Source organism: Nocardioides sp. SRI_004, from assembly GCF_057586415.1.
In genome coordinates, this window is record NZ_JBYCZV010000023.1 from 1 (window position 1) to 22,822 (window position 22,822).

The following is a 22,822-nucleotide window of genomic DNA, read 5'->3' on the forward strand; positions in this document are numbered from 1 at the left end:
TCCGGCGCGAGCGCGTCTTCGCCGCTGGGTGATGGGCCCCACCGGGTTGAAACTTCACCTACCGGACACCATCTCCCCGTGCCGGCATGGTGGGATGGGTCAGTGAGGTTCTCGTCCGACGAAGGTGAACAGCGGTACGACGCCGTGGTCGGTGTCGCGTCGCGCACCGTCGTCGGCCTCGACTTCGACGGCACGCTGGCCCCGATCGTCGAGGACCCCGCGAAGGCGCACATCCACCCCGCGGCCGGGGAGGCGCTCGTGGAGCTCGCCGCCGAGGTGGCCGCGATCGCGGTGATCACCGGACGACCGGCCCGGCAGGCGCTCGACCTGGGTGGCCTGGAGGAGGTCGGCGACGCCCTGCAGGCCGCCGGCAAGGAGCTCTTCGTCTTCGGCCAGTACGGCAACGAGCGGTGGAGCTCGGGGCGGCGCCGGATCCTCGGTGCGCGCCCGCCGCGGGGCCTGGCGACCTTCGAGCGGGACCTGCCGCGGACCCTGCGCCTGGCCGGCGCGAGCGAGGCCTTCGTCGAGGACAAGGGGCTCGCGGTCGCCGTCCACACCCGGCGCCTGCCCGACTCCGAGGAGGCGTTCGAGCGGCTGCTGCCGCCGATGCGCGAGCTTGCCCGCGCCCACGGCCTCGTCCTGGAGCCGGGACGCTCGGTCATCGAGGTCCGCTCGGCGGGCTCGCACAAGGGCATGGTGGTCAACCGGCTCGCGGCCGTGCTCGATGCCGAGGGCTTCGTCTTCGCCGGCGACGACCTGGGCGACGTGGAGGCCTTCGAGGCGGTCGACGAGCTCGGTCGGCAGGGCCTCGCGACCCTGCGCGTGTGCTCGGCCTCGGACGAGCAGAGCGCGCTGGTGGAGATGTCGGACGTGGTGGTGCGCGGGCCGGACGGCGTCCTCGAATTCCTCCGCGGCCTCGCCGCGGACGCGCGCGCCCGCCGCTGAGCCCCCCCCCGCCGCGCCTGATCTCACATCCCGGACGTGGATCTCGCCATTCGGGATCTCGATTCGTGGTGGGTGACCTGTCACCCGTACATTGATCTCGCTCATCCAGAGGGACTGAGGGAACGGCCCGAAGAAGTCCCGGCAACCGCCGCGAACTCCCGGACGCGCCAGCACGCTGGCGCGGACGTCGCGGAAACGGTGCCAAATCCGACCCGGCGAGAGTCGTCCGGGACAGATGAGAAGGAGGAATCCATGAGCGCCGTTGTGACCGAAGAGGCCACGTCCACCGCCAGGTCGTCCGCGTCCGGCCTCCGCGAGGGCGCCTTCGGGCACGCCACCGCGCTGTCCTGTCGCGAGTGCGGGCACCGGGTCGACCTGGGCCCGTTCTACGCCTGCCCCGAGTGCTTCGGGCCGCTGGAGATCGCCTACGACTTCCCGGCCGTCACCCGCGAGGAGATCGAGGCCGGTCCGCGCAACATCTGGCGCTACAAGGCGCTGCTGCCGGTCCCGAACGACATCGAGACCAGCCCCAACACCGAGCCGGGCTTCACCCGCCTCCTGGAGGCCGACAACCTGGCCCGCGAGCTCGGCATCGCCAAGCTGTGGGTGAAGGACGACTCCACCAACCCGACGAACTCCTTCAAGGACCGCGTCGTCGCCTGCGCCCTCAGCGCCGCCCGCGAGCTCGGCTCGACCGTGTTCGCCTGCCCCTCGACCGGCAACCTCGCCAACGCGGTCGCCGCGGCCGGTGCCCGCGCCGGCATCAAGACCGTCGTGTTCATCCCGAGCAACCTCGAGCAGCCCAAGCAGGTCAACTCGGCGATCTTCACCGAGAACCTCGTCGCCGTCGACGGCAACTACGACGACGTCAACAAGCTGGCCTCCGAGATCGCCGGCGAGGAGGAGGGCTGGGCGTTCGTCAACGTCAACGTCCGTCCCTACTACGCCGAGGGCTCGAAGACGCTGGGCTACGAGATCGCCGAGCAGCTCGGCTGGCGCCTGCCCGACCAGGTCGTCATCCCGGTCGCCTCCGGCTCGCAGCTCACCAAGGTCGACAAGGCCTTCCAAGAGCTGATCAAGCTCGGCCTGGTCGAGGACAAGCCCTACCGGATCTTCGGCGCCCAGGCCGAGGGCTGCGGCCCCGTCGCCACCGCCTTCAAGGCCGGCACCGACGCGATCCGCCCGGTCAAGCCCGACACGATCGCCAAGAGCCTCGCGATCGGCAACCCGGCCGACGGCATCTACGTCCTCGACATCGCCCGTCGTACCGGTGGTGCGATCGAGGAGGTCAACGACGACGAGATCCGCGCCGGCATCGTCCTGCTCGCCCGCACCGAGGGCATCTTCACCGAGACCGCCGGCGGCACGACCACCGCGGTCACGAAGAAGCTCGTGGAGACCGGTCAGCTCGACCCGGAGCTCGAGACGGTCATCATCAACACCGGCCACGGTCTCAAGACCCTCGACGCGGTCTCCGGCCACGTCAGCGCCGCCGCGACCATCGCCCCGACCTACAGCGCCTTCAAGGCGACCGGTCTCTGAGCACCCCCACCACCTGAGCACGAAGGAACACCCATGGCAGTCAGCGTCCGGATCCCCACCATCCTCCGCACCTACACCGGTGGCGAGTCCGAGGTGAGCGCCACCGGCGCCACCGTGTCCGAGATCCTGGACGACCTGGACGCCAACTACGCCGGCATCAAGGGCCGCATCGTCGACGAGGACGGCAAGCTGCGCCGCTTCGTCAACGTCTACGTCAACAACGACGACGTGCGCTTCGAGCAGGACCTCGCCACCCCGACGCCGGACGGCGCCGAGGTGTCGGTGATCCCCGCGGTCGCGGGCGGCTGCTGACCCACCCGAACCGACGAGGACGCCGCGGACCGGTCTCGGTCCGCGGCGTTCTCCTCTTTCGTACGACTTTCGTACGACGCCGGGCCGGTCCTGCGGCGGCCGGTTGGCTCAGAGCGTCGCCCGTCGCGCGATCAGGTGCGCCCGCTCGGCGTCGTTGCGGCACAGCGCGATCGCCGCGTCGTAGGCCCGCCGGGCCTCGTCGATCCGGCCGAGCCGCGCCAGCAGCTCGGCCCGGACCGCGGGCAGCCGGTGGGTCGGCAGCGCCACCTCGGCCAGGGCGGCCAGCCCGGCCTCGGGTCCGTCCCGCTCGGCGAGCGCCACGGCGCGGTTGAGGCGCACCACCGGCGAGTCCTGCAGGGCCACCAGCTCGTCGTACCTCTCGACGATGCGGTGCCACGCCGTGTCCTCGGCACGGAACGCGATGGCGTGCTCGGCGGCGATGAGCGCCTGCAGGAGGTACGGCGCCGGCGGGGCCGTCACGAGCGGGCGGAGCAGGTCGAGGGCCTCCAGCACCTCTGCGTGGTGCCAGCGGGTGCGGTCCTGGTCGGCGAGCAGGACCAGCTCCCCGTCGACCACGCGGGCGCCGCGGCGGGCGTGCAGCAGCACCATCAGGGCGAGCAGCGCGTCCAGCTCGGACCGGTCGACCTCCGCCGGCAGGACCGAGCGCAGGACCCGGACCAGGCGGATCGCCTCGCCGGCGAGGCCGGGGCGGTGCACGTCGGTGCCGCTGCCGGGGGCGTAGCCGGCGGTGAAGGCGAGATAGGCGATGTCACCGACGACCCCGACGCGTTCGGCCAGTCCGGCCGTGTCGGGGAGCGTGAACTCCGCGCCGGCCAGCTTCTTGCGGGCGCGGGTCAGTCGGGCGGCCATCGTCGCCGCGGGCACGAGGAAGAGGCGGGCGATGTCCTCGGTCGGTACGCCGAGGACCAGGCGCAGGGTGAGCGCCGCCGCGGCCTCGGGCGACAGCCGGGGGTGGGCGCACAGCAGCACCAGCCGGAGCCGTTCGTCGGTGAGCACCTCGCCTCCGTCCGCCATCACCCGCTGGGCCGCCTCGGCGGCGTACGCGTCGACGACGAGCAGCGGCAGCTTGGTCGCGTGCACCGACTCCGACCGCAACCGGTCGAGGACCTTGCGCCGAGCGGTCGTCAGCAGCCACGCGGGGGGATTGTCCGGGACGCCGTCGACCGGCCAGTGCCGGGCCGCAGCCTCGAACGCGTCGGCCAGCCCGTCCTCGGCGAGGTCGAGCCGGCGGAAGCGTGCGACGAGCAGGGCCAGCAGCCGGCCCCACTCGTCGCGGTGGAGCCGGCCCAGCGCGTCGGCGCTGCTCAACCGCTCGCCGGCCAAACCGTCAGACGGGCTGCTCGACGGCCGGCCGGACGTCGACGGTGGTGTCGCCGTCGGCCAGTACCGCGCAGATCTCGAGCAGGTCGTCGAGGTCGTCGCTCTGCACGGAGTAGTAGCCGCCGACCTGCTCGACGGCCTCGGCGAACGGGCCGTCGGTGACGGTGACGTTGCCGTCGCTACCGCGCGCGACGCGCTTGGTCGCGCGGGAGTGGGTCAGCTCGGCGCCGCCGGTCACGGTGTGGCCGCGCTCGGCGAGCAGCCGCGAGAACTCCTCGTGGCGGGCGAACATCGCGACCCTCTGCTCGTCGGTGGCGTTGTCCCAGACGTTCTCGTCGGCGGTGAGGAGGACGACGTACTCGGTCATGGTGGTCTCCATAGGTGTGATGGAAGGGAGTCTTTCACCGCGATGACGCGCGGGGACGCCCCCGATCGACAACCGACGGGAAAAAATCAGCCCAGCAGTTGCGCGGCCAGGGCCGCGCTCGCCGGGTAGTCCACCTTGCTCACCGGGGTCCGCGGCACCGTGTCGACGAAGAGCACCGCCTTGGGCACCTTGTAGTTGGAGATCAGCGCGCGGCAGTGGTCGCGGACGTCGTCCTCGTCGAGCTGGACGCCCTCGCGGCGCTGGACGAGGGCGGTGACCTGCTGGCCCCAGCGCTCGTGCGGGGTCCCGACCACGACGGCGTCGAAGATGTCCTCGTGGCGCAGCAGGACCGCCTCGACCTCCTCGGGGTGCACCTTCTCGCCGCCGGTGTTGATGCAGACCGAGCCGCGGCCGAGCACGGTCACGGAGCCGTCCTCCTCGCGGCGCGCGAAGTCGCCGGGGATCACCCACCGGACGCCGTCGACCTCCTTGAAGGTGGCGGCGGTCTTGACCGGGTCCTTGTAGTAGCCGAGCGGGACCGGGCCGGTGCGCGCGAGCATGCCGTCGACGCCCGGCGGGCACGGCTTCATCTCGGGGTCGAACACCTCGACCTGGTCGTTGACCGTGAAGCGCGGCGCCGCCGAGCCGCCCTCGGAGCCGTCGTCGACCCGGGAGCCGGCGGCGCCGGACTCCGAGGAGCCGTAGGAGTCGAGGATGAACCGGCCGGGCAGCGCGCGACGGATCTCCTCGCGCACCCCGTCGGACAGGGGAGCGGCGCCGTTGGAGACCGCGGCCAGGCTGGAGAGGTCCCAGCGGTCCGGCTCGGCGAGGATCGCCTCGGCGACCGGGCGGCCCATCGCGTCGCCGAGGAAGGTCAGCGAGACCACCTTCGCCTTCTCGACGAGGTCGAGGATGCCGGTCGCGCTGAAGTTGGGCTCCGTGTAGAGCGCGATCGTCTGGCCCGCCACGTGGCCGTTGCCGAGGATCCACTGGCTGCCGCCGTGCATCATCGGGCCGCAGGCGAGCAGGACCATCGGGTTCTCGACCGCGACCGCCTCCTCGACCAGCTGCTCGACCGAGTCGAGCGGAGCGCCGTACCGGGCCGCGTTGAGCGCCGCCCGGATCAGGTCCTCGATGCGCCACACCACGCCCTTGGGGTTGCCCGTGGTGCCGCCGGTGTAGAGGACGTAGTGGTCGTCGGCGCAGCGGCCGTTGACCGGGCGCTCCGGCGAGGCGGCGGCGAGCGCGGCGTCGTACCCCTCGCCGAGGACGACCATCTCGCGCAGGGTGGGCGTGTCGAGGGCCGTGACCGCGTCGACGTACTCGGGCGCGATGATCGCGGCGACGCAGTCGGCGTTGTCGTAGAGGTACGCGAGCTCGTCGTGGAGGTACTTGTAGTTGATGTTGATCGGCACGGCGCGTGCCTTGAGGCACCCGTAGAGCGCGTCGACCCACTCGATCCGGTTGGTGGCGTGGACCGCGACGTGCTCACCGGGCCGGATGCCGAGTCCGGTCAGGTGGTTGGCCAGGCGGGTGGCCCGGTCGTCGATCTCGGCGAAGGTCCAGGCCCGCTCCATCGTGAAGACGGCGACCCGGTCGGGGACGGCGTCGGCCATCGCCTCGAGGATGTCGGCGAGGTTGATCGGGCGCGGGGCGGCTGTGGCGGCGGTCACAGCTGACAGCCTGCCAAACTAGAACAAGTTCTCGCTAGCGTTCTCGGACAGAATGGGACCATGGCCTCGCACCACTACGCCCTCGACCTGACCTGGCAGGGCAACCGCGGCACGGGCACCTCCGGCTACCGCGACTACGGACGTGACGTCCTGCTCCGGGCGGCCGGGAAGCCCGACCTCGCAGGGTCCGCCGACCCGACCTTCCGCGGCGACGCCACCCGCTGGAACCCCGAGGAGCTGCTGCTCGCCGCGCTCGCCCAGTGCCACCTGCTGTCCTACCTCCACTCGGCCGTCAACCACGGCGTCGTCGTGACGTCGTACGACGACAGCCCGGTCGGCACGATGGCCCAGGTCGGCCAGGGTGGCCACTTCACCGAGGTCGTGCTCCGGCCGCGGGTCACCGTCGCCGACGTCGCCATGGTCGCGACCGCGCGGGAGATCCACGGCGAGGCGAGCACGAACTGCTTCATCGCGGCGTCGGTGAACTTCCCCGTCCGGCACGAGCCGGTGATCGAGGTCGCGCCGGCCTGACATCCCCGGGCCACCGGGCCGCCACGATCCGTTCAGGACGGTCTGGTTCAAAGCGTCCATGAGTCGTACCCGCAAGGCCCTCGTCGGCGCCGGTGTCGCGCTCGCCGGCATCGGGGTCACCACCGGCGGCGGTCGGGAGCTGCTGCGCCGCCAGGCCGCGATCGCCCGGGCCCGGATCGGCAAGCCGCTCGGCGAGCAGGCGTTGCCCGCGGACAAGACGTGGAAGCGGAAGTCCTACGCCGGCGCGCCCCTCGAGCTGCTCGTCCTCGGTGACTCGATCGCCGCCGGGCTGGGCGCCGAGCGGCCGAAGGACACCCTCGGGGCGCGGATCGCCCGGGGCCTGGCGCGGGAGCTGCACCGACCGGTGCGGCTGCGGACCGCAGCGGTCGTGGGCTCGGAGACCTCGGCCCTCGCCGGCCAGCTCGACGGCCTGCCGGACGGCTACCTGGCCGACGTGGCCGTCATCGTGGTCGGCGGCAACGACGTCACCCACCGCGTCCCCGTCGCCACCTCGGCCGCCCAGCTGGAGGAGGCCGTCGTACGGCTGCGGGCGCAGGGCACGGAGGTCGTCGTCGGCACCTGTCCCGACCTGGGGGCGCTGCGCCCCGTCCCGCAGCCGCTGCGCTCACTGGGCTCGCGGATGTCGCGCCAGCTCGCCACGGCGCAGGCGGAGGTCGCCGTCCGCAACGGCGCGCACGCCGTGTCGCTGGCCCGGGTGGTGGGCCCGTTCTTCATCACCAACCCGGACGAGATGTTCAGCCTCGACCGCTTCCACCCCAGCGCGCTGGGCTACAAGCGGACGGCGAAGGCGCTCGTCCCGTCGGTCCTGCTGGCGCTCGGCCACGCCGTCGACCTGCCCTTCGGGCACCACCCACCCCGCTCGTAGCCTCGGTCCCGTGACCACCGTGCTGCTCGCGACCTTCGACCTGATGCCCGAGGGCGAGCCCGGTGGCGAGCTGCTGCTGGCCGCCCTGGCGGAGCGCGGGATCGAGGCCCGCTGGGTGCGCTGGGACGACCCAGACGTCGCCTGGGCCGAGGCCGACCTGGTCGCGGTCCGCTCGACGTGGGACTACCACCGCCGCCTCGCCGCCTTCCTCGCGTGGGCGGAGCGGGTGGAGGCGGTGACACCGCTGCTGAACGGTGCGGAGGCCTTCGCCTGGAACGCCGACAAGGCCTACCTGACGGAGATCGCGGACGTCGTACCCACGGTGCCGACGGCGCTGCTCGACGACACCGACCTCGCGGGTGGGCTGGCGCGGGCGTTGGAGCGGTGGGGGCGCGTCGTCATCAAGCCACGTACCGGCGCCGGTGGCGTCGGCGTGGTCGTCGCCGAGAGCGTGGACGACGGCCGGCTCGAGGGCCTGGTCGCGGGTCCGTGGATCGTGCAGCCGGTCGTCGAGTCGGTGCGGACGACGGGGGAGTCGTCGGTCTACGTCCTCGACCGCGCGCCCGTCGCGCAGGTCGACAAGGTCGCGGCGGCCGGGGAGCTGCGCGTGCACGAGCTGTACGGCGGCAGCAGCCGCCCGGTCGCCCTCGACCCGGGCCGCGCGCGGGTCGCGGCGGACGCCGTGCGGGCGGTGGAGGCCCGCACGGGGGCCGAGCTCGCCTACGCGCGCGTCGACCTGATGGCCTGGCAGGACCAGTGGGTCGTGAGCGAGCTGGAGCTGATCGAGCCGGGCCTCTACCTCGACGTGGACCCGGCGAACGCGGGACGGTTCGCCGAGATGGTCCGCGCCCGGCTGAATCCGGCCTGAGAAGAGCCCCTTCTCCTTGCACTCGCCATGGTCGAGTGCTAAACATGATGCTGGCACTCTCGCCTTGAGAGTGATAACGGACATCGCGAAGGAATCGCAGGAGTTATGTCGAAGCTGATTGCTTTCAACGAGGAGGCCCGGCGTGGCCTCGAGCGGGGTATGAACACGCTCGCCGACGCCGTCAAGGTCACCCTTGGCCCCAAGGGCCGCAATGTCGTCCTGGAGAAGAAGTGGGGCGCCCCCACGATCACCAACGACGGTGTGTCCATCGCCAAGGAGATCGAGCTCGAGGACCCCTACGAGAAGATCGGCGCCGAGCTGGTCAAGGAGGTCGCGAAGAAGACCGACGACGTCGCCGGTGACGGTACGACGACCGCGACCGTCCTCGCCCAGGCGCTCGTCCGCGAGGGTCTGCGCAATGTCGCCGCCGGCGCGAACCCGATGGGTCTCAAGCGCGGCATCGAGGCTGCCGTGAGCGCTGTCTCCGAGCAGCTCCTCGGCATGGCCAAGGACGTCGAGACCCGCGAGCAGATCGCCGCCACCGCCACCATCTCCGCCGGTGGCGACGCCACCGTCGGTGACGCCATCGCCGAGGCGATGGACAAGGTCGGCAAGGAGGGCGTGATCACGGTCGAGGAGTCGAACACCTTCGGCATCGACCTCGAGCTCACCGAGGGCATGCGGTTCGACAAGGGCTACATCTCGGCCTACTTCGTCACCGACCCCGAGCGCATGGAGACCGTCCTCGAGGACGCCTACGTGCTCATCGCCAACAGCAAGATCAGCAACGTCAAGGACCTGCTGCCGCTGCTGGAGAAGGTCATGCAGTCGGGCAAGCCGCTCGTCATCCTCGCCGAGGACGTCGACGGCGAGGCGCTGTCGACCCTGGTCGTCAACAAGATCCGCGGCACGTTCAAGTCCGTCGCCGTCAAGGCCCCGGGCTTCGGCGACCGCCGCAAGGCCATGCTGCAGGACATCGCGATCCTGACCGGCGGCCAGGTCATCTCCGAGGAGGTCGGCCTCAAGCTGGAGTCGGCCGGCATCGAGCTGCTCGGCCAGGCCCGCAAGGTCGTCATCACCAAGGACGAGACCACCATCGTCGAGGGTGCCGGTGACCAGGCCCAGATCGAGGGCCGGGTCAACCAGATCCGCGCCGAGATCGAGAACTCCGACTCCGACTACGACCGCGAGAAGCTCCAGGAGCGCCTCGCCAAGCTGGCCGGCGGCGTGGCCGTCATCAAGGTCGGCGCGGCCACCGAGGTCGAGCTCAAGGAGCGCAAGCACCGCATCGAGGACGCCGTCCGCAACGCGAAGGCGGCCGTCGAGGAGGGCATCCTCCCCGGTGGTGGCGTCGCGCTGGTGCAGGCCGCTGCCGCCGCGTTCGAGAAGCTCGAGCTCGAGGGCGACGAGGCCACCGGTGCCGCGATCGTCAAGGCGTCGGTCTCCGCGCCGCTGAAGCAGATCGCGATCAACGCCGGCCTCGAGGGCGGCGTCGTCGCGGAGAAGGTCGCCAACCTCCCCGCCGGCCAGGGCCTCAACGCCGCGACCGGTGAGTACGTCGACCTGCTGGCCAACGGCATCATCGACCCGGCCAAGGTGACCCGCTCGGCGCTGCAGAACGCCGCGTCGATCGCCGCGCTGTTCCTCACCACCGAGGCCGTCGTGGCCGACAAGCCGGAGAAGGCCGCCCCCGCGGGCGACCCGACCGGTGGCATGGGCGGCATGGACTTCTGAGCGAAGCGAACGAGCTTCGACTCGGCTGAGTCCGGTCGCTCCCTGAGCACCACCAGCAAGGCCCCTGCTCCGGCAGGGGCCTTGCGCCATTTCTGTGGCAGGGTCGATCCCGTGAGTGTCACCGGGCTCCTGCTCGCCGCCGGCGCCGGCTCCCGGATGGGGATGCCGAAGGCACTGGTCCGCGACGACGCGGGCCGGCCGTGGCTGACCCGAGCCGTGACCGTGCTGCTCGAGGGCGGCTGCGACGAGGTCACGGTCGTGCTCGGCGCATCCGCCGACGAGGCGGAGTGGGTGCTCGCCGACGGGCTGGGCGACCTGACCCGGGTCCATGCCGTGCGGGCACTGGCCTGGCAGGCCGGCATGGGCGCGTCCCTGCGCACCGGCCTCCGGGAGCTGGCCGGCACCGGCCACGACGCCGCACTGGTCCACCTCGTCGACCTGCCCGACGTCACCGCCGCGGTGGTCGCTCGGGTGCTCGGGCAGGCGGACACCGGTCCGTCGGCGCTCGCGCGGGCGTCGTACGACGGCACGCCGGGGCACCCCGTGCTGCTCGGGCGCGAGCACTGGGCGCCGGTCGGCGACGCGGCGTCGGGGGACCGGGGTGCGCGCCTGTACCTCTCGGTCAACGACCCGCAGCTCGTCGAGTGCGGCGACCTGGCGTCGGGAGTCGACGTCGACGAGCCAACCTCGGACCAACGACCCGCTCAATAGCCTCGCCCCATGGACGCCCGTGTCGCCGAGCTGGCGCGCCGTTTGGGGGAGACCGGCTACCTCTGCGACGACGACCTGGCGACCGTCCTGTTCCTGTCCCTGGAGATGGGGCGTCCGCTGCTGCTCGAGGGAGAGCCGGGCACCGGCAAGACCGCGCTGGCGGAGGCGATCGCCGAGGCGCTCGAGCGGCCGCTGATCCGGCTGCAGTGCTACGAGGGCATCGACGCGACCCAGGCGCTCTACGACTGGGACTTCCCGCGCCAGATCCTGCACCTGCGCGCCCTCGAGGCGGTCTCCGGAGGCGCGTCGGCCGGTGGACGCGGTGACGTGGAGGAGGCCGAGAAGAGCCTGTACGACGAGCGCTTCCTCCTCGCCCGCCCGGTGCTGGCCGCGCTGCAGCAGAGCCCCGCGGTGCTGCTGGTCGACGAGGTCGACCGCGCCGACGACGAGTTCGAGGCGTTCCTGCTGGAGGTGCTGTCGACGTACCAGGTCACGATCCCCGAGCTCGGGACGGTGCAGGCCGCGACCCCGCCGACCGTCGTGCTCACCTCCAACCGCACCCGCGAGCTGCACGACGCCCTCAAGCGCCGCTGCCTCTACCACTGGATCGACCACCCGGGGCTGGACCGCGAGGTGGCGATCGTCCGCTCGCGCGCCCCCGAGGTGAGCGCCGAGCTGGCCCGGCAGGTGGTCCAGGTCGTGCAGCAGCTGCGCCAGGGCTCCGACCTGCTCAAGCCGCCCGGTGTCGCCGAGACGCTCGACTGGGGCCGCGCGCTGCAGCACCTCGGCACCGTCGAGCTCGACGTCGAGACGGCCGCCCTGACGCTCGGCGCCCTGGTGAAGTACCGCGACGACGCCGAGCGGGTGCGCGCCGCCCTCGACCGGATGCTGGCCCGATGAGCACGCCGCTGCTGGTCCGCGACGCCGACGAGGTCCTGCTCGGCTTCACGACCGCGCTGCGCGCCGCCGGCGTCGCGGTCACCCAGGACCGCACCCGCACCTATCTCGACGCGGTCGCCCTCGTCGGGATCGCCGACCGCGACGCCACCCGGACCGCCGGCCGGGCGACGCTCTGCGCCACGCCGGAGGACGTCGAGCGGCACGACCGCGTCTTCGACGAGTGGTTCGGCCGCGACAACACCGCGCCCACGCTGCGACCCCGCGGCGCCCAGCCGCGGACCGGGGTGGGCCTGCTCCCCGACGACCAGGGCGACGGCGCGGGTGCCGACCCCGACGACGACCCGGTGCGTGCGGCGGCCAGCGCCGCCGAGGTGCTGCGGCACCGTGACGTCGCGACGCTCGACGCCACCGAGCGGGCCCTGCTCGCGGGGATGTTCGCCTCGCTGCGGGTGCGGTTGCCGCGACGCGCCACTGCTCGTCGTACACCTCGCCGGAGGGGTGACGTCGACGCCTCCCGCACCCTGCGCGCCAGCCTGCGCCGGATGGGGGAGCCGGACCGGATCCGCTACCGGCGCCGGGCGACGCGCAACCGCCGCGTCGTGCTGCTGGTCGACGTGTCCGGGTCGATGAGCGGGTACGCCGACGCGCTGCTCCGCCTCGCCCACCGCATCAGTGCCGCCTCCGGGTCGGCGGCCGGCGAGGTCGAGGTCTTCACCCTCGGCACCCGGCTGACCCGGATCACCCGCCCGCTGCGGCTGCGGGACCCGGACCGCGCGCTCGCGGCCGCCGGGGAGGTCGTCCCCGACTGGTCGGGCGGCACGCGTCTCGGGGAGACGCTCCAGGCATTCCTCGACCGCCACGGGCAACGGGGAATGGCGCGCGGTGCGGCCGTGGTGGTCTTCAGCGACGGCTGGGAACGTGGGGAGCCACGGCTGCTCGGTGAGCAGGTCGCCCGGCTGCACCGTCTCGCGCACACCGTCGTGTGGGTCAACCCGCACCGGGGGAAGGACGGCTACGCGCCCGTGCAGCAGGGGATCGTCGCCGTCCTGCCGCACGTCGACCACTTCCTCGCCGGCCACTCGCTGGCGACCTTCGCCGAGCTCACGGAGGTGCTCGCCGATGCGTGAGGTGCTGCCCCAGTTGCTCGCCTGGTGGGAGGCCGGCGAGAGCGTCGGCATGGGGACCGTCATCGCCACCTTCCGCTCCGCCCCGCGCCCGCCGGGCGCGTCGATGCTGGTCGGTCCGGACGCGTCCGCGGTCGGCTCGGTCTCGGGCGGTTGCGTCGAGGGCGCCGTGTACGACGTCGCGCAGTCCGTCGCCGCGTCCGGCGTCCCCGAGCTGCACCGCTACGGCGTCTCCGACGACGACGCCTTCGCCGTCGGCCTGACCTGCGGCGGGATCCTCGACGTCTACGTCGAGAAGGTCAGCCGGGAGACCTTCCCCGAGCTCGGTGAGGTCGCGGCCGACATCGAGGCCGGCCGGCCGGTCGCGGTCGCCACCGTGGTCGACCACCCGGACCCGTCGTACGTCGGCCGGCGGGTGCTCATCCGCCCGGACGCCGACCTCGACGGCGGCCTCAGCGGCAGCCTCGGCAGCGCGCGGATCGACGCCGCCGTCCACGACGACGCCCTCGGCCTGCTCGCCGCCGGGCACAACGGCACCCTGTCCTACGGCCCCGACGGCGAGCGCCGGGGTGAGGGGCTGCGGGTGTTCGTGTGGGCGTTCGCGCCCGCCCCGCGGCTGCTGGTCTTCGGTGCGATCGACTTCGCCGCCGCCGTCGCGCGGGTCGGCGGCTTCCTCGGCTACCGGGTGACCGTCTGCGACGCCCGGCCGGTCTTCGCCACCACGAGCCGCTTCCCGGGCGCCGACGAGGTCGTCGTCGACTGGCCACACCGCTACCTGCAGGCCGAGCAGGAGGCCGGCCGGATCGACGGGCGCACCGTCATCACGGTGCTGACCCACGACCCGAAGTTCGACGTCCCGCTGCTCGAGGTGGCCCTGCGCCTGCCCGAGGTCGGGTACGTCGGGGCGATGGGCTCGCGTCGTACCCACGACGACCGGATGGAGCGGCTGCGCGAGGCCGGCGTCAGCGAGGCGGAGCTGCGGCGGCTGCACAGCCCCATCGGCCTCGACCTCGGTGCGCGCACCCCGGAGGAGACCGCGATCAGCATCGCCGCGGAGATCGTGGCCGGGCGCTGGGGAGGATCGGGGGAGCCGCTCGCCGAGCGCGAGGGCCGGATCCACGCGTAGGCGCCCTACCTCCGAAGGGGAGTGATCACCGTCACACCCCGGGAGTAGTGTGCTGGCATGGACGAGCTCCAGGAGCGGCGGAGGGCTGCGCTCTCGGCGTGGACCACCTTCGTCGAGCAGGGCGACCGCGCGGCGCCGCTCGTGCGCCCGGAGATCCGGGACAGCTGGGAGCGGTCCGGCGCGGTCGTCGCCCGCGACGTCGTCGAGGCGCCGCTGGCCGACGAGTCGGAGACCCGCTCGTTCTGGCAGGGCTCGCCGCTCCAGGTCGCCGTCGAGCGGGTCGAGGACGAGCTGCGCCGTACGGCCGAGGACGGCGACCTGGTGCTCGCCGTCACCGACCCGGACACCCGCGTGCTGTGGACCTACGGCGGCCGGGTGATGCGCCGCAAGGCCGAGACCGTCAACTTCGTGATGGGCGGGCGCTGGGACGACCAGTCGGTCGGCACCAACGCCCTCGACCTCGCCAACCGGCTCGACCGGCCCGCGATGGTGTTCAGCGCCGAGCACTACGCGCCGATCGTGCACAACTGGGTCTGCTGGGCGGCGCCCGTGCACGACCCGGTCAGCGGTGCCAAGCTCGGCGTGCTCGACATCTCGACCACCTGGGACCGCACCCACCCGATCGGCCTCGCCACCGCGCGGGTGCTGGCCCGACTGGTCGAGCAGGCCCTGCCCCGCACCCAGCAGTACCTCCACGAGGCCGCCCCCGGCGACGAGCTGGTCGAGCCCGGTCTCGTCCTCAGCCTGCTCGGCACCGCCGAGGCCCGGATCGACGGCCAGCGCCTCCTGCTCAACCGCCGGCAGACCGAGATCCTCGCCCTGCTCGCGTTGCACCCCGACGGGCTCTCCCTCGACCAGCTCCACGCGATGCTCTACGGCGATCACGCGGTCACCTTCTCCACCCTCAAGGCCGAGGTCTCCCACCTGCGCCACGCCCTCGCCGGCCAGCTCGCGTCGCGGCCCTACCGCCTGCTGATGCCGATCGCCACCGACGTCGACCACGTGCTCGGCCTGCTCCGCCGCGGCGAGGTCGCGGCCGCCGTCGAGGCCTACGGCGGCGACCTCCTCCCCGGCACCGAGAGCCCGGCCCTCGTCGAGATGGGCGAGTACGTCGCCGTCGCCGTCCGCGAGGCGCTGCTGGCCGACCCCCAGCCCGACGCCGTCCTGCACTACGCCGAGCTGGCGCCGTACGACACCGCGGTGCTGGAGGCCTGCCTCGCCCGCCTCGCCCTCGACGGTCGTGTCGCCCACCCCTCGGTCCCGTTGCTGAAGGCGCGGTTGGCGGTCGCCGACGTCTGACCCGGTGGTCGAGGAGGTCGCGCAGCGACCGTCACGAGACCCCTGGCTCCGGTGCACCCGTTGTGCCCTTCGGTTGGGTGGGTGGTCGGGTCTTCAAACGCAGCGACGAGCGGCATGGGTGCGGGACTGGGTCGCGCGGTCGGGTGCGGTCCGGCAGCCCGTGTTCACTCGTTGCACCACTTGTTCTGCACACCCCGTCGAGGGACTTTCCCCTGTCCACAGGCGGGTTTCCGTCGCTTCTTTGTGTCGGAGGTCGATGGGAGAATCCAGTCATGGATCTCGGAACCAGCGGCACCGCGACAGCGGTTTCGACAGCCTCGCTGCTGTCGTGGATCGCTGACGACGCCGAGGTCCGTGACCACCTCCTGATCCGGGAGTGGATGAACATCGCCGCCTGGGCTGAGGCCAACATCGTCGAAAGTCCCGAGGGTGCAGCGACGTTGACGGAGGGCTATCTCGACACCGGTGTCCCGATCGCCGGCCCGGGTGCCCCGCTCGTGAGCGAGTTCCGGTTGATGGAGCTGATCGCGGTGCTTGGCAGGTCGCCGGATGGTGGCCGGTCGTATGTGGGTCAGGTCATCGAGTGCGCCTGGCGCCTGCCGCTGCTGTATGCCGCCGTGGTGGACGGCCGGGTGGCGCCGTGGCGGGCCCAGCGCATCGCTGACCTGACGAGGTCGCTGCCGGCAGAAGCCGCGGAGTTCGTGGACCGGCACCTCGACGCCGCCGTCGGTGGGGTCGGCTGGGCGCAGCTCGAACGCCTCGTCACCGAGGCGATCCTCCGGTTCGACCCCGAACGCGCCGAGGCCGAACGGCAGGCCGCGAACGAGCACCGTCACTGCAACATCACCGACACCGATGAGCACGGCGGCGTGCACCTCGAGGCCTACCTCGATGCGGCCGACGGCCACGACCTCAACCAAGCCATCTCCCGGGAAGCAGCACTGCGGGGCCAGCTCGGCGACACCGACTCCCTCGATGTGCGTCGGGCGAAGGCGGTCGGTGCGATCGCCCGCCGCGACCTCGCCCTCGACCTGCTGATCGCCGACGAGACCACCGGCGAGGTCATCGCCCAAGCGCCCGGACGGCGGGTCGAGCTGAATGTCCACATCACCGACACCGCCCTCACCGGCGACAACAACGTCGGGCGGTGTGAGGAGACCAGGTCACCCGTCCAGACGGCCCAGGTGAAGGAGTGGCTGCAGGTCCCCGGCACGACCGTCATCGTCCGGCCCGTCATCGACCTGGCCGACTGCATCCCGGTCGACTCCTACGAGATCCCCGACCGCCACCAGCGACGCGTCCGGCTGCGCGACCACACCTGCCGGTTCCCCAACTGCCCCCAACAAGCGGTCCGCTGCGACCTCGACCACGCCAAGCCCCATGGCGAGGGCGGGAAGACGTGTCCCTGCAACCTCGTCCCGCTCTGCCGCAGGCACCACCGCGCCAAGACCCACAGCCAATGGCGCTACCTCGTGATCCAGCCCGGCCACTACCTGTGGACCAGCCCCCACGGCCACCACTTCCACGTCGGCCCCGCCGGCACCACGATCCTCGACGGCTACTGACCACCAAGCCCCACACCCCGCCCCACCGGCGGGGCCACCGGCATGTCCGGGCGACAAATCGGACGACAGGCGGGCCGGCGCGTGACGAGACTGGCCAGGTGACCGCACCTGACGCGCCCGACGACGTGCTCTGGGAGTCCGCCGTCCCCGGGAACGGCGTCGTACGCACGGTCATCGTCGACGGCGTCCACGCTGCCCGCTTCGACGACCTGAACGGTGACGGCCGCGAGATCGAGGTCAGCGTCTTCGTCCGGCGCGACCGGACCTGGTCGCGCGTCGGCCACCAGGACGACGTCGGGATCCCGGCAGTCGACGAAACACCGCTCTTCGGATGGATCGGCACAGGCGGCTGGGCGGTCGGTCGGGCGACGCCGGGGGACCGGGTGGAGGTCGACTGGATGGGCGAGCGCGCCGTGGTCGGCGTCGACGCCGGTGGATGGTGGTTGGCGGTGGTCTCCGGGGAGGTGCCGGAGGAGGATGACGAGCTGTCCTGGACCGGGCCGCGCACCCGCTCCTTCACTTGACCAGGTAGGCGGGGTGGTCCTCGTCCATCAACCAGTCCCGTGTGATGTGCACCTTCGTCAGCCGCTCGAGCAGCGTCCACGACGCCGGCCCGGTGTCGTTCTCCAGGTCGAGCCCCTTCTCCTCGGGCAGGTGCTTCGACTTGAGATAGTCCTGGCCGAGGAAGGGGTCGAAGCTGCGGACGACCTTGCCGTCGCGCGCGACGAGGACGTGGTCGTCGCCGTTGACGGTGTTGCCGTACGACGCGGCGAGGCCACCGATACGGCTGAGCGCGACGACCCTGTCCTCGTCGACGAGCCCCCAGGTGAAGAGCACGACGCCGCCGTCGTGCTCGGCCACGCGGATCGCCCAGAAGCGCTCCGGGCTGACCTTCCGGCGGTTCGGGCCCAGGGCCTCGAGCGCCTCGGCGGCGGTGGCGTCCGGTACGACGACGATCTGGTAGCCGGAGGAGAACGAGTCGTCCGTGGCGGCCCAGCTGTAGGGCCGGCCGGGCTCGCGGGCGAGCTCCTCGTTGAGGTAGTCCAGCTCGTCCTCGGAGAGCGTCCAGCGCCCGGAGCCGATCTCGACGTAGGCGGGGGCGTGGCAGGCCGTGAGCGGTTCCCCGTCGTCACCCGGAGGCATCAGGAGCCCGACCTGCACGCCGCCCGACCAGCCGACGGTGAGGTCGTCCTGGAGGGCCTGGCCCGCGCCGTCCGACTGGGCGCAGTGCAGCGTCGGTGGATCGAGCGGCTGTTCGGTCCCCGTGCTGTTCGAGTAGTCCACCCTGACGTTCAGCCAAGGTCGCTGGCCGTCGCCGCCGACCGACTCCACCACGATGTCGATCAGCAGCCCGGGGGAGATCTCCTGCTGCCCGCCCGACGCCGGGGTCGGGCGGCGCTCGTTGAGCTCGTCGACGATGTCGTCGGGCACGGTCCAGGCCTGCATGGTGCTTGACGAGCGCTCGCCCCGCAGGGTGAGGTCGATCGTGACCTCGCCCGTGCACTTCGGGATCGAATCGCCCCTCGCGCCCCCACCGAGCATCGACAACCGCTCCTGGTACTCGACCGAGCCGTCGGCTGGGACGCGCCCAGGCCTCGGCGCCTCGCCCTCGACGGTGGCGCCGAAACCGCTCTCCTGCCCGTCGCAGGAGAGCTCGAGCTCAGGGATCACCCGCGACCTCGCGCCGGTGTTCTCGACCCGGACCGCCATCGCCAGCCACGCACCGCTGTCGTCGCCGTCGACCCCGACGACGTCCGCCCGGATCCGCAGCGTGTCGTCCCAGTCGACGTACTCTCCGAGGGGGTACTTCCCCTCCTCGAAGACCACCGGCGAGCCGGTGACGAAGCCCGGGTCCTCGCCGTAGGCGCCCGGGGTCGTCGGGTCGTTCGTGCCGCAGGCCGCCAGCATCGTCGCCGCACCCAGCACCAGCGCCGGCACCACGCCCCGAGACCACCTCATGGCCGCAGACCGTAACCGCCAACGCCCCCGCGCCGGGGCAGAACAGGAAGAACCGGGACCCCGACCCGGCGCGCAACCATCTGCCAACCTCACCATCCCTAGCGTGAGCCGCATCACAGGTCCCCTCGCGCTCAAGGGAGAGTCATGGCCCGGATCAACCTCACCGTCGACGGCCAGCAGGTCGCCGACGACGTCGAACCCCGGATGCTCCTCGTGCAGTACCTCCGGGAGAAGCTCGGCAAGACCGGCACCGTCATCGGTTGCGACACCAGCAACTGCGGCGCGTGCACGGTCCACCTCAACGGCAGGAGCGTGAAGTCCTGCAACGTGCTGGCGGTCCAGGCCGACGGCGGGGAGGTCACGACCATCGAGGGCCTGGCCGGGGAGGACGGCCAGCTGCACAGGGTGCAGGAGTCGTTCCGGGAGTGCCACGGCCTGCAGTGCGGGTTCTGCACGCCCGGGATGATCATGCAGACCGTCGACCTGCTCAACGAGAACCCGAGCCCCTCCGAGGAGGCCATCCGGCTCGGCCTCGAGGGCAACCTGTGCCGCTGCACCGGCTACCACAACATCGTGCGCGCCGTTCAGCACGCCGCCGGTACGACGGAGGGGGCATCGGCATGACCGCGACCCAGGAGCCCACGACCGGCCAGGAGATCGGCCGCGACCGGCGACGCAAGGAGGACCAGCGCCTGATCACCGGCCGGACGCGGTGGACGGACAACATCACGCTGCCCGGGATGCTCCACCTGGCGATGGTCCGCAGCCCGTTCCCGCACGCGCGGATCACGAACATCGACACGGACGCGGCGAAGGCCGCGACCAACGTGGTGGCGGTGCTGACCGGCGCCGACCTCGACGAGGGCCAGGGCGCCTGCATCAACGCGTGGCCGGTCGTCACCGACCAGGTCACCCCGGCGCACCTGCCGATGCCGACCGACCGGGTCGCCTTCGCGGGCGAGACGGTCGCCGTCGTGGTCGCCCGGTCCGCCGCGGAGGCGCGCGACGCCGCCGAGCTGGTGGAGGTCGACTACGAGGAGCTGCCGGCCGCGCTCGACCTCAAGGAGGCGGCCACCGCGCACGAGACCGGGGGAGCGATCGCGCACCCCGACCTCGGCACCAACGTCAGCGCCGTCTGGCGCTTCGACTCGGCCGAGGCCGGGACCGGCGGCGACGTCGAGGCCGCGATCGCCGAGGCGCGCGCCAACGGCATCGTCATCGAGCGGGAGTACCGCCAGCAGCGGCTGATCCCGGCGTTCATGGAGCCGCGCAGCACGGTCGTCGACCCGACGGGCGAGCAGATCACGGTCTGGTCGGCCACCCAGGTCCCGCACATCCTGCGCTTCGCGATCGCCGCGACCACGGGCGTCCCCGAGTCGAAGATCCGGGTGATCGCCCCCGACGTGGGTGGCGGCTTCGGCGGCAAGCTGCAGCAGACGCCGGAGGAGATGATCACCTTCGCGGTGGCCCGCCGGCTCGGCAAGCCGGTGAAGTTCACCGAGACCCGCAGCGAGTCGCTGCTCACGGCCCACCACGGGCGCGACCAGTGGCAGCGGCTCACCCTCGCGGCGACCAAGGAGGGCCGGGTCACCGGCCTCAAGGTCGACCTGCTCGCGGACCTGGGCGCCTATGTCGCGATCGTGGGCGGCGGGGTGCCGGTGCTGGGCGCGTTCATGTTCAACGCGATCTACAAGTTCCCGGCGTACCAGTTCCAGACGACCAACATCCTCACCAACAAGACCTGGACCGACGCCTACCGCGGCGCCGGCCGGCCCGAGGCCACCTTCGCCATCGAGCGGCTGATGGACGAGCTCGCGGCCGAGCTCGGCAAGGACCCGCTCGAGGTCCGCGAGATGAACTGGATCAAGCACGAGGAGTTCCCGTTCACCACGGTCGCCGGCCTGGAGTACGACTCCGGCAACTACGAGGCCGCCACCGCGCGGGCCAAGGAGATGTTCGGGTACGACGCCCTCCGCGCCGAGCAGGCCGAGCGACGGGCCCGTGGCGACAAGGTCCAGCTCGGGCTGGGCGTCTCGACCTTCACCGAGATGTGCGGCCTCGCGCCGTCCCGCGTCCTGGGCAGCCTCAACTACGGGGCGGGCGGCTGGGAGCATGCCGAGGTCCGGATGCTCGCGACCGGCAAGGTCGAGGTCGTCACCGGGGCGTCGGCCCACGGACAGGGGCACGAGACGGCGTTCAGCCAGATCGTGGCCGACCGGCTCGGCGTACCGTTCGAGGACGTCGAGATCCTGCACGGCGACACGCAGATCTCCCACAAGGGCCTGGACACCTACGGGTCCCGCAGCCTGGTCGTCGGCGGAGAGGCCCTGGTGCGGGCGCTCGACAAGGTCATCGAGAAGGCGCGGCCCGTCGCGGCCCACCTCCTCGAGGCCTCCGCCGACGACCTCGAGTTCAGCGGCGGCCGGTTCACCGTCAAGGGGACCGACCAGGGCATGGCGATCCAGGAGATCGCCACCGCCGTCTTCGCCGCGCACAACCTGCCCGACGGGATGGAGCCCTCGCTCGACTCCGAGGCGACCTACGACCCGGTGAACTTCAACTACCCCCACGGCACGCACCTGTGCGCGGTGGAGGTGGACACGGAGACCGGCCAGGTCAGGCTGCGCAAGTACGTCTGCTGTGACGACATCGGCGTGGTGATCAACCCGCTCATCGTCGCGGGCCAGGTCCATGGCGGCCTGGTGCAGGGCATCGCCCAGGCGCTCTGGGAGGAGGCCGTGTACGACGACAACGGCACCCTCGTCACCGGGTCGTTCGTCGACTACCTGCTGCCCACGGCGGCCGACACGATCAGCTTCGAGATCGACCACACCACCTCTCCGTCGACCACCAACTCGCTCGGCACCAAGGGCGTCGGCGAGGCCGGCACGATCGCCTCGACGCCGGCCGTCGTCAACGCGGTCGTCGACGCGCTGCGCCCGCTGGGCGTCCACGACGTCGCGATGCCGTGCACGCCCGAGCGGGTGTGGCGGGCCATCAACAGCGGGTCGTCCGGTGGCCGGACGACGGAGTCGGCCATGCCCCACTTCGACGAGTCGGAAGGAGGGGTCCAGTGATCCCCGCAGCCTTCGAGTACGTCGCCCCGACCTCGGTCGAGGAGGCCGTGGCCGCGCTGGCCGAGCACGGCGACGACGCCAAGATCATCGCCGGCGGGCAGAGCCTGCTGCCGGTGCTCCGGATGCGGCTCAACGCCCCGGAGTGGGTCATCGACCTCGGTCGCATCGACAGCCTGCGGGGTGTCCGCGACGCCGGCGACCACCTGGTGATCGGCGCGATGACGACGCACCACGACGTCGGCCAGGACCCGCTCGTCCACGAGCACGCCCTGCTGATCAGCAAGGCGATCACCCATCTCGCCGATGCCCAGGTCCGGCATCGGGGCACCTTCGGCGGCGCGCTCGCGCACGCCGACCCCGCGGGCGATCTCGGGGCGCCCGCGCGGGCGCTCGGCGCGACCTTCGTCGTGCAGGGGCCCGGTGGCACCCGGGAGGTGGCGGCCGAGGCCTTCTTCGTCGACCTCTTCGAGACCGCGCTGTCCGACGACGAGATCCTCACCGCGGTGAAGGTCCCCAAGTACGACGGCTGGGGGGCGTCGTACGAGAAGTTCGTCCGGATCGCGCACCAGTGGCCGATCGTCGCGGTGGCGGCGACGGTCCGGCTCGACGGCGACACGATCGCGGAGGCGCGGATCGGGCTGACCAACATGGGCTCGACCCCGCTGCGTGCGGAGGCCGCCGAGCAGGCGCTGGTCGGGCAGCCGGCGACCGAGGAGGGCGTGGCCGCCGCTGCCGCGCTCGCCGCGGAGGGCACGAACCCGCCCAGCGACCTCAACGGCGACGCCGACTACCGCCGCCACCTCGCGACCGTGCTGACCCGTCGGGCCGTGCTCGCGGCGGCAGCCCGGAGCTGAGGAGCAGG

The 22,822-nt window shown here is 72.2% G+C and carries 21 protein-coding genes and 1 riboswitch; of the genes, 17 read left to right on the plus strand and 4 right to left on the minus strand.

Going from position 1 to position 22,822, the window contains the following annotated elements; all coding sequences use genetic code 11:
• Nucleotides 1-102: 102 nt before the first annotated feature.
• The 3 genes from otsB to AC2YHB_RS23315 all read left to right on the plus strand — a co-directional run bounded on the left by otsB (nucleotide 103) and on the right by AC2YHB_RS23315 (nucleotide 2,799).
• A complete protein-coding gene (gene otsB / locus AC2YHB_RS23305; protein WP_036547782.1) occupies nucleotides 103-945 on the plus strand; it encodes a trehalose-phosphatase in 843 nt (280 codons plus the stop codon).
• 98 nt (nucleotides 946-1,043) lie between these two features.
• Nucleotides 1,044-1,187, plus strand: a riboswitch (SAM riboswitch).
• A 10-nt stretch (nucleotides 1,188-1,197) separates the two neighbouring features.
• Complete coding sequence (thrC, locus tag AC2YHB_RS23310; protein WP_487354710.1) at nucleotides 1,198-2,487, plus strand: threonine synthase; 1,290 nt, start codon at nucleotides 1,198-1,200, stop codon at nucleotides 2,485-2,487.
• 33 nt (nucleotides 2,488-2,520) lie between these two features.
• The gene (locus tag AC2YHB_RS23315) at nucleotides 2,521-2,799 is read left to right on the plus strand and encodes a ubiquitin-like small modifier protein 1 (protein WP_036547788.1); all 279 of its coding nucleotides are present in this window, start codon (nucleotides 2,521-2,523) and stop codon (nucleotides 2,797-2,799) included.
• Between the two features lie 108 nt (nucleotides 2,800-2,907).
• Here AC2YHB_RS23315 and AC2YHB_RS23320 read toward each other — a convergent pair whose 3' ends face one another.
• From AC2YHB_RS23320 to AC2YHB_RS23330, 3 genes are all read right to left on the minus strand, one after another.
• Entirely contained in the window at nucleotides 2,908-4,128 is a 1,221-nt protein-coding gene (locus AC2YHB_RS23320) for an RNA polymerase sigma factor (protein WP_257026897.1), read from the minus strand.
• A gap of 19 nt (nucleotides 4,129-4,147) precedes the next feature.
• The gene (locus AC2YHB_RS23325; protein WP_218864719.1) at nucleotides 4,148-4,519 is read right to left on the minus strand and encodes a YciI family protein; all 372 of its coding nucleotides are present in this window, start codon (nucleotides 4,517-4,519) and stop codon (nucleotides 4,148-4,150) included.
• Nucleotides 4,520-4,593: 74 nt separating this feature from the next.
• Nucleotides 4,594-6,180: an AMP-binding protein gene (locus tag AC2YHB_RS23330; protein ID WP_179649867.1), complete on the minus strand. Its 1,587-nt coding sequence runs from the start codon at nucleotides 6,178-6,180 to the stop codon at nucleotides 4,594-4,596.
• A 60-nt stretch (nucleotides 6,181-6,240) separates the two neighbouring features.
• Between AC2YHB_RS23330 and AC2YHB_RS23335 the strand changes: the two genes are divergently transcribed.
• The 11 genes from AC2YHB_RS23335 to AC2YHB_RS23385 all read left to right on the plus strand — a co-directional run bounded on the left by AC2YHB_RS23335 (nucleotide 6,241) and on the right by AC2YHB_RS23385 (nucleotide 17,448).
• Complete coding sequence (locus AC2YHB_RS23335) at nucleotides 6,241-6,711, plus strand: OsmC family protein (protein WP_179649869.1); 471 nt, start codon at nucleotides 6,241-6,243, stop codon at nucleotides 6,709-6,711.
• Between the two features lie 58 nt (nucleotides 6,712-6,769).
• Nucleotides 6,770-7,597, plus strand: a complete 828-nt coding sequence (locus AC2YHB_RS23340) for an SGNH/GDSL hydrolase family protein (protein WP_179649871.1) — start codon at nucleotides 6,770-6,772, stop codon at nucleotides 7,595-7,597.
• A gap of 10 nt (nucleotides 7,598-7,607) precedes the next feature.
• Complete coding sequence (locus AC2YHB_RS23345; RefSeq protein WP_179649873.1) at nucleotides 7,608-8,465, plus strand: ATP-grasp domain-containing protein; 858 nt, start codon at nucleotides 7,608-7,610, stop codon at nucleotides 8,463-8,465.
• A 105-nt stretch (nucleotides 8,466-8,570) separates the two neighbouring features.
• On the plus strand, nucleotides 8,571-10,199 hold the full coding sequence (gene groL / locus AC2YHB_RS23350) for a chaperonin GroEL (protein ID WP_036547800.1): 1,629 nt from the start codon (nucleotides 8,571-8,573) through the stop codon (nucleotides 10,197-10,199).
• Between the two features lie 111 nt (nucleotides 10,200-10,310).
• The gene (locus AC2YHB_RS23355) at nucleotides 10,311-10,910 is read left to right on the plus strand and encodes a nucleotidyltransferase family protein (protein ID WP_179649875.1); all 600 of its coding nucleotides are present in this window, start codon (nucleotides 10,311-10,313) and stop codon (nucleotides 10,908-10,910) included.
• Between the two features lie 9 nt (nucleotides 10,911-10,919).
• Nucleotides 10,920-11,810, plus strand: coding sequence for an AAA family ATPase (locus AC2YHB_RS23360; protein ID WP_179649877.1), 891 nt, complete (start codon nucleotides 10,920-10,922; stop codon nucleotides 11,808-11,810).
• Complete coding sequence (locus AC2YHB_RS23365) at nucleotides 11,807-12,937, plus strand: vWA domain-containing protein (RefSeq protein WP_179649879.1); 1,131 nt, start codon at nucleotides 11,807-11,809, stop codon at nucleotides 12,935-12,937. The genes AC2YHB_RS23360 and AC2YHB_RS23365 overlap by 4 nt, the downstream gene beginning before the upstream one ends.
• Nucleotides 12,930-14,060: an XdhC family protein gene (locus AC2YHB_RS23370; RefSeq protein WP_179649881.1), complete on the plus strand. Its 1,131-nt coding sequence runs from the start codon at nucleotides 12,930-12,932 to the stop codon at nucleotides 14,058-14,060. Before AC2YHB_RS23365 ends, AC2YHB_RS23370 begins: the two co-directional genes overlap by 8 nt.
• Before the next feature lie 57 nt (nucleotides 14,061-14,117).
• Complete coding sequence (locus tag AC2YHB_RS23375; protein WP_179649883.1) at nucleotides 14,118-15,359, plus strand: transcriptional regulator; 1,242 nt, start codon at nucleotides 14,118-14,120, stop codon at nucleotides 15,357-15,359.
• A 272-nt stretch (nucleotides 15,360-15,631) separates the two neighbouring features.
• Nucleotides 15,632-16,924, plus strand: coding sequence for an HNH endonuclease signature motif containing protein (locus AC2YHB_RS23380; RefSeq protein WP_179649885.1), 1,293 nt, complete (start codon nucleotides 15,632-15,634; stop codon nucleotides 16,922-16,924).
• A 98-nt stretch (nucleotides 16,925-17,022) separates the two neighbouring features.
• The gene (locus tag AC2YHB_RS23385) at nucleotides 17,023-17,448 is read left to right on the plus strand and encodes a hypothetical protein (RefSeq protein WP_179649887.1); all 426 of its coding nucleotides are present in this window, start codon (nucleotides 17,023-17,025) and stop codon (nucleotides 17,446-17,448) included.
• On the opposite strand, the gene AC2YHB_RS23390 is transcribed toward AC2YHB_RS23385, so the two are convergent.
• Nucleotides 17,441-18,883, minus strand: a complete 1,443-nt coding sequence (locus AC2YHB_RS23390) for a hypothetical protein (RefSeq protein ID WP_487354711.1) — start codon at nucleotides 18,881-18,883, stop codon at nucleotides 17,441-17,443. The genes AC2YHB_RS23385 and AC2YHB_RS23390 overlap by 8 nt on opposite strands.
• Nucleotides 18,884-19,027: 144 nt before the next feature.
• Here AC2YHB_RS23390 and AC2YHB_RS23395 point away from each other — a divergent pair, with 144 nt between their 5' ends.
• From AC2YHB_RS23395 to AC2YHB_RS23405, 3 genes are read left to right on the plus strand one after another with little or no spacing between them, the layout of a single operon-like run.
• Nucleotides 19,028-19,507, plus strand: a complete 480-nt coding sequence (locus tag AC2YHB_RS23395; protein ID WP_036547828.1) for a (2Fe-2S)-binding protein — start codon at nucleotides 19,028-19,030, stop codon at nucleotides 19,505-19,507.
• Nucleotides 19,504-21,960: a xanthine dehydrogenase family protein molybdopterin-binding subunit gene (locus AC2YHB_RS23400; RefSeq protein ID WP_179649891.1), complete on the plus strand. Its 2,457-nt coding sequence runs from the start codon at nucleotides 19,504-19,506 to the stop codon at nucleotides 21,958-21,960. The genes AC2YHB_RS23395 and AC2YHB_RS23400 overlap by 4 nt, the downstream gene beginning before the upstream one ends.
• Nucleotides 21,957-22,814 carry an FAD binding domain-containing protein gene (locus AC2YHB_RS23405; protein WP_179649893.1) on the plus strand — a complete coding sequence of 286 codons (858 nt, stop codon included), beginning with the start codon at nucleotides 21,957-21,959 and terminating at the stop codon, nucleotides 22,812-22,814. Before AC2YHB_RS23400 ends, AC2YHB_RS23405 begins: the two co-directional genes overlap by 4 nt.
• Nucleotides 22,815-22,822 lie beyond the last annotated feature (8 nt).

What these genes read in the sequence shown, in the direction of transcription:
- thrC (WP_487354710.1), top strand. Translation starts at nt 1,198, where the DNA reads ATGAGCGCCGTTGTGACCGAAGAGGCCACGTCCACCGCCAGGTCGTCC.
- AC2YHB_RS23315 (WP_036547788.1), top strand. Translation starts at nt 2,521, where the DNA reads ATGGCAGTCAGCGTCCGGATCCCCACCATCCTCCGCACCTACACCGGT.
- AC2YHB_RS23325 (WP_218864719.1), bottom strand. Translation starts at nt 4,519, where the DNA reads ATGGAGACCACCATGACCGAGTACGTCGTCCTCCTCACCGCCGACGAG.
- AC2YHB_RS23335 (WP_179649869.1), top strand. Translation starts at nt 6,241, where the DNA reads ATGGCCTCGCACCACTACGCCCTCGACCTGACCTGGCAGGGCAACCGC.
- AC2YHB_RS23340 (WP_179649871.1), top strand. Translation starts at nt 6,770, where the DNA reads ATGAGTCGTACCCGCAAGGCCCTCGTCGGCGCCGGTGTCGCGCTCGCC.
- groL (WP_036547800.1), top strand. Translation starts at nt 8,571, where the DNA reads ATGTCGAAGCTGATTGCTTTCAACGAGGAGGCCCGGCGTGGCCTCGAG.
- AC2YHB_RS23360 (WP_179649877.1), top strand. Translation starts at nt 10,920, where the DNA reads ATGGACGCCCGTGTCGCCGAGCTGGCGCGCCGTTTGGGGGAGACCGGC.
- AC2YHB_RS23365 (WP_179649879.1), top strand. Translation starts at nt 11,807, where the DNA reads ATGAGCACGCCGCTGCTGGTCCGCGACGCCGACGAGGTCCTGCTCGGC.
- AC2YHB_RS23370 (WP_179649881.1), top strand. Translation starts at nt 12,930, where the DNA reads ATGCGTGAGGTGCTGCCCCAGTTGCTCGCCTGGTGGGAGGCCGGCGAG.
- AC2YHB_RS23375 (WP_179649883.1), top strand. Translation starts at nt 14,118, where the DNA reads ATGGACGAGCTCCAGGAGCGGCGGAGGGCTGCGCTCTCGGCGTGGACC.
- AC2YHB_RS23380 (WP_179649885.1), top strand. Translation starts at nt 15,632, where the DNA reads ATGGATCTCGGAACCAGCGGCACCGCGACAGCGGTTTCGACAGCCTCG.
- AC2YHB_RS23390 (WP_487354711.1), bottom strand. Translation starts at nt 18,883, where the DNA reads ATGAGGTGGTCTCGGGGCGTGGTGCCGGCGCTGGTGCTGGGTGCGGCG.
- AC2YHB_RS23395 (WP_036547828.1), top strand. Translation starts at nt 19,028, where the DNA reads ATGGCCCGGATCAACCTCACCGTCGACGGCCAGCAGGTCGCCGACGAC.
- AC2YHB_RS23400 (WP_179649891.1), top strand. Translation starts at nt 19,504, where the DNA reads ATGACCGCGACCCAGGAGCCCACGACCGGCCAGGAGATCGGCCGCGAC.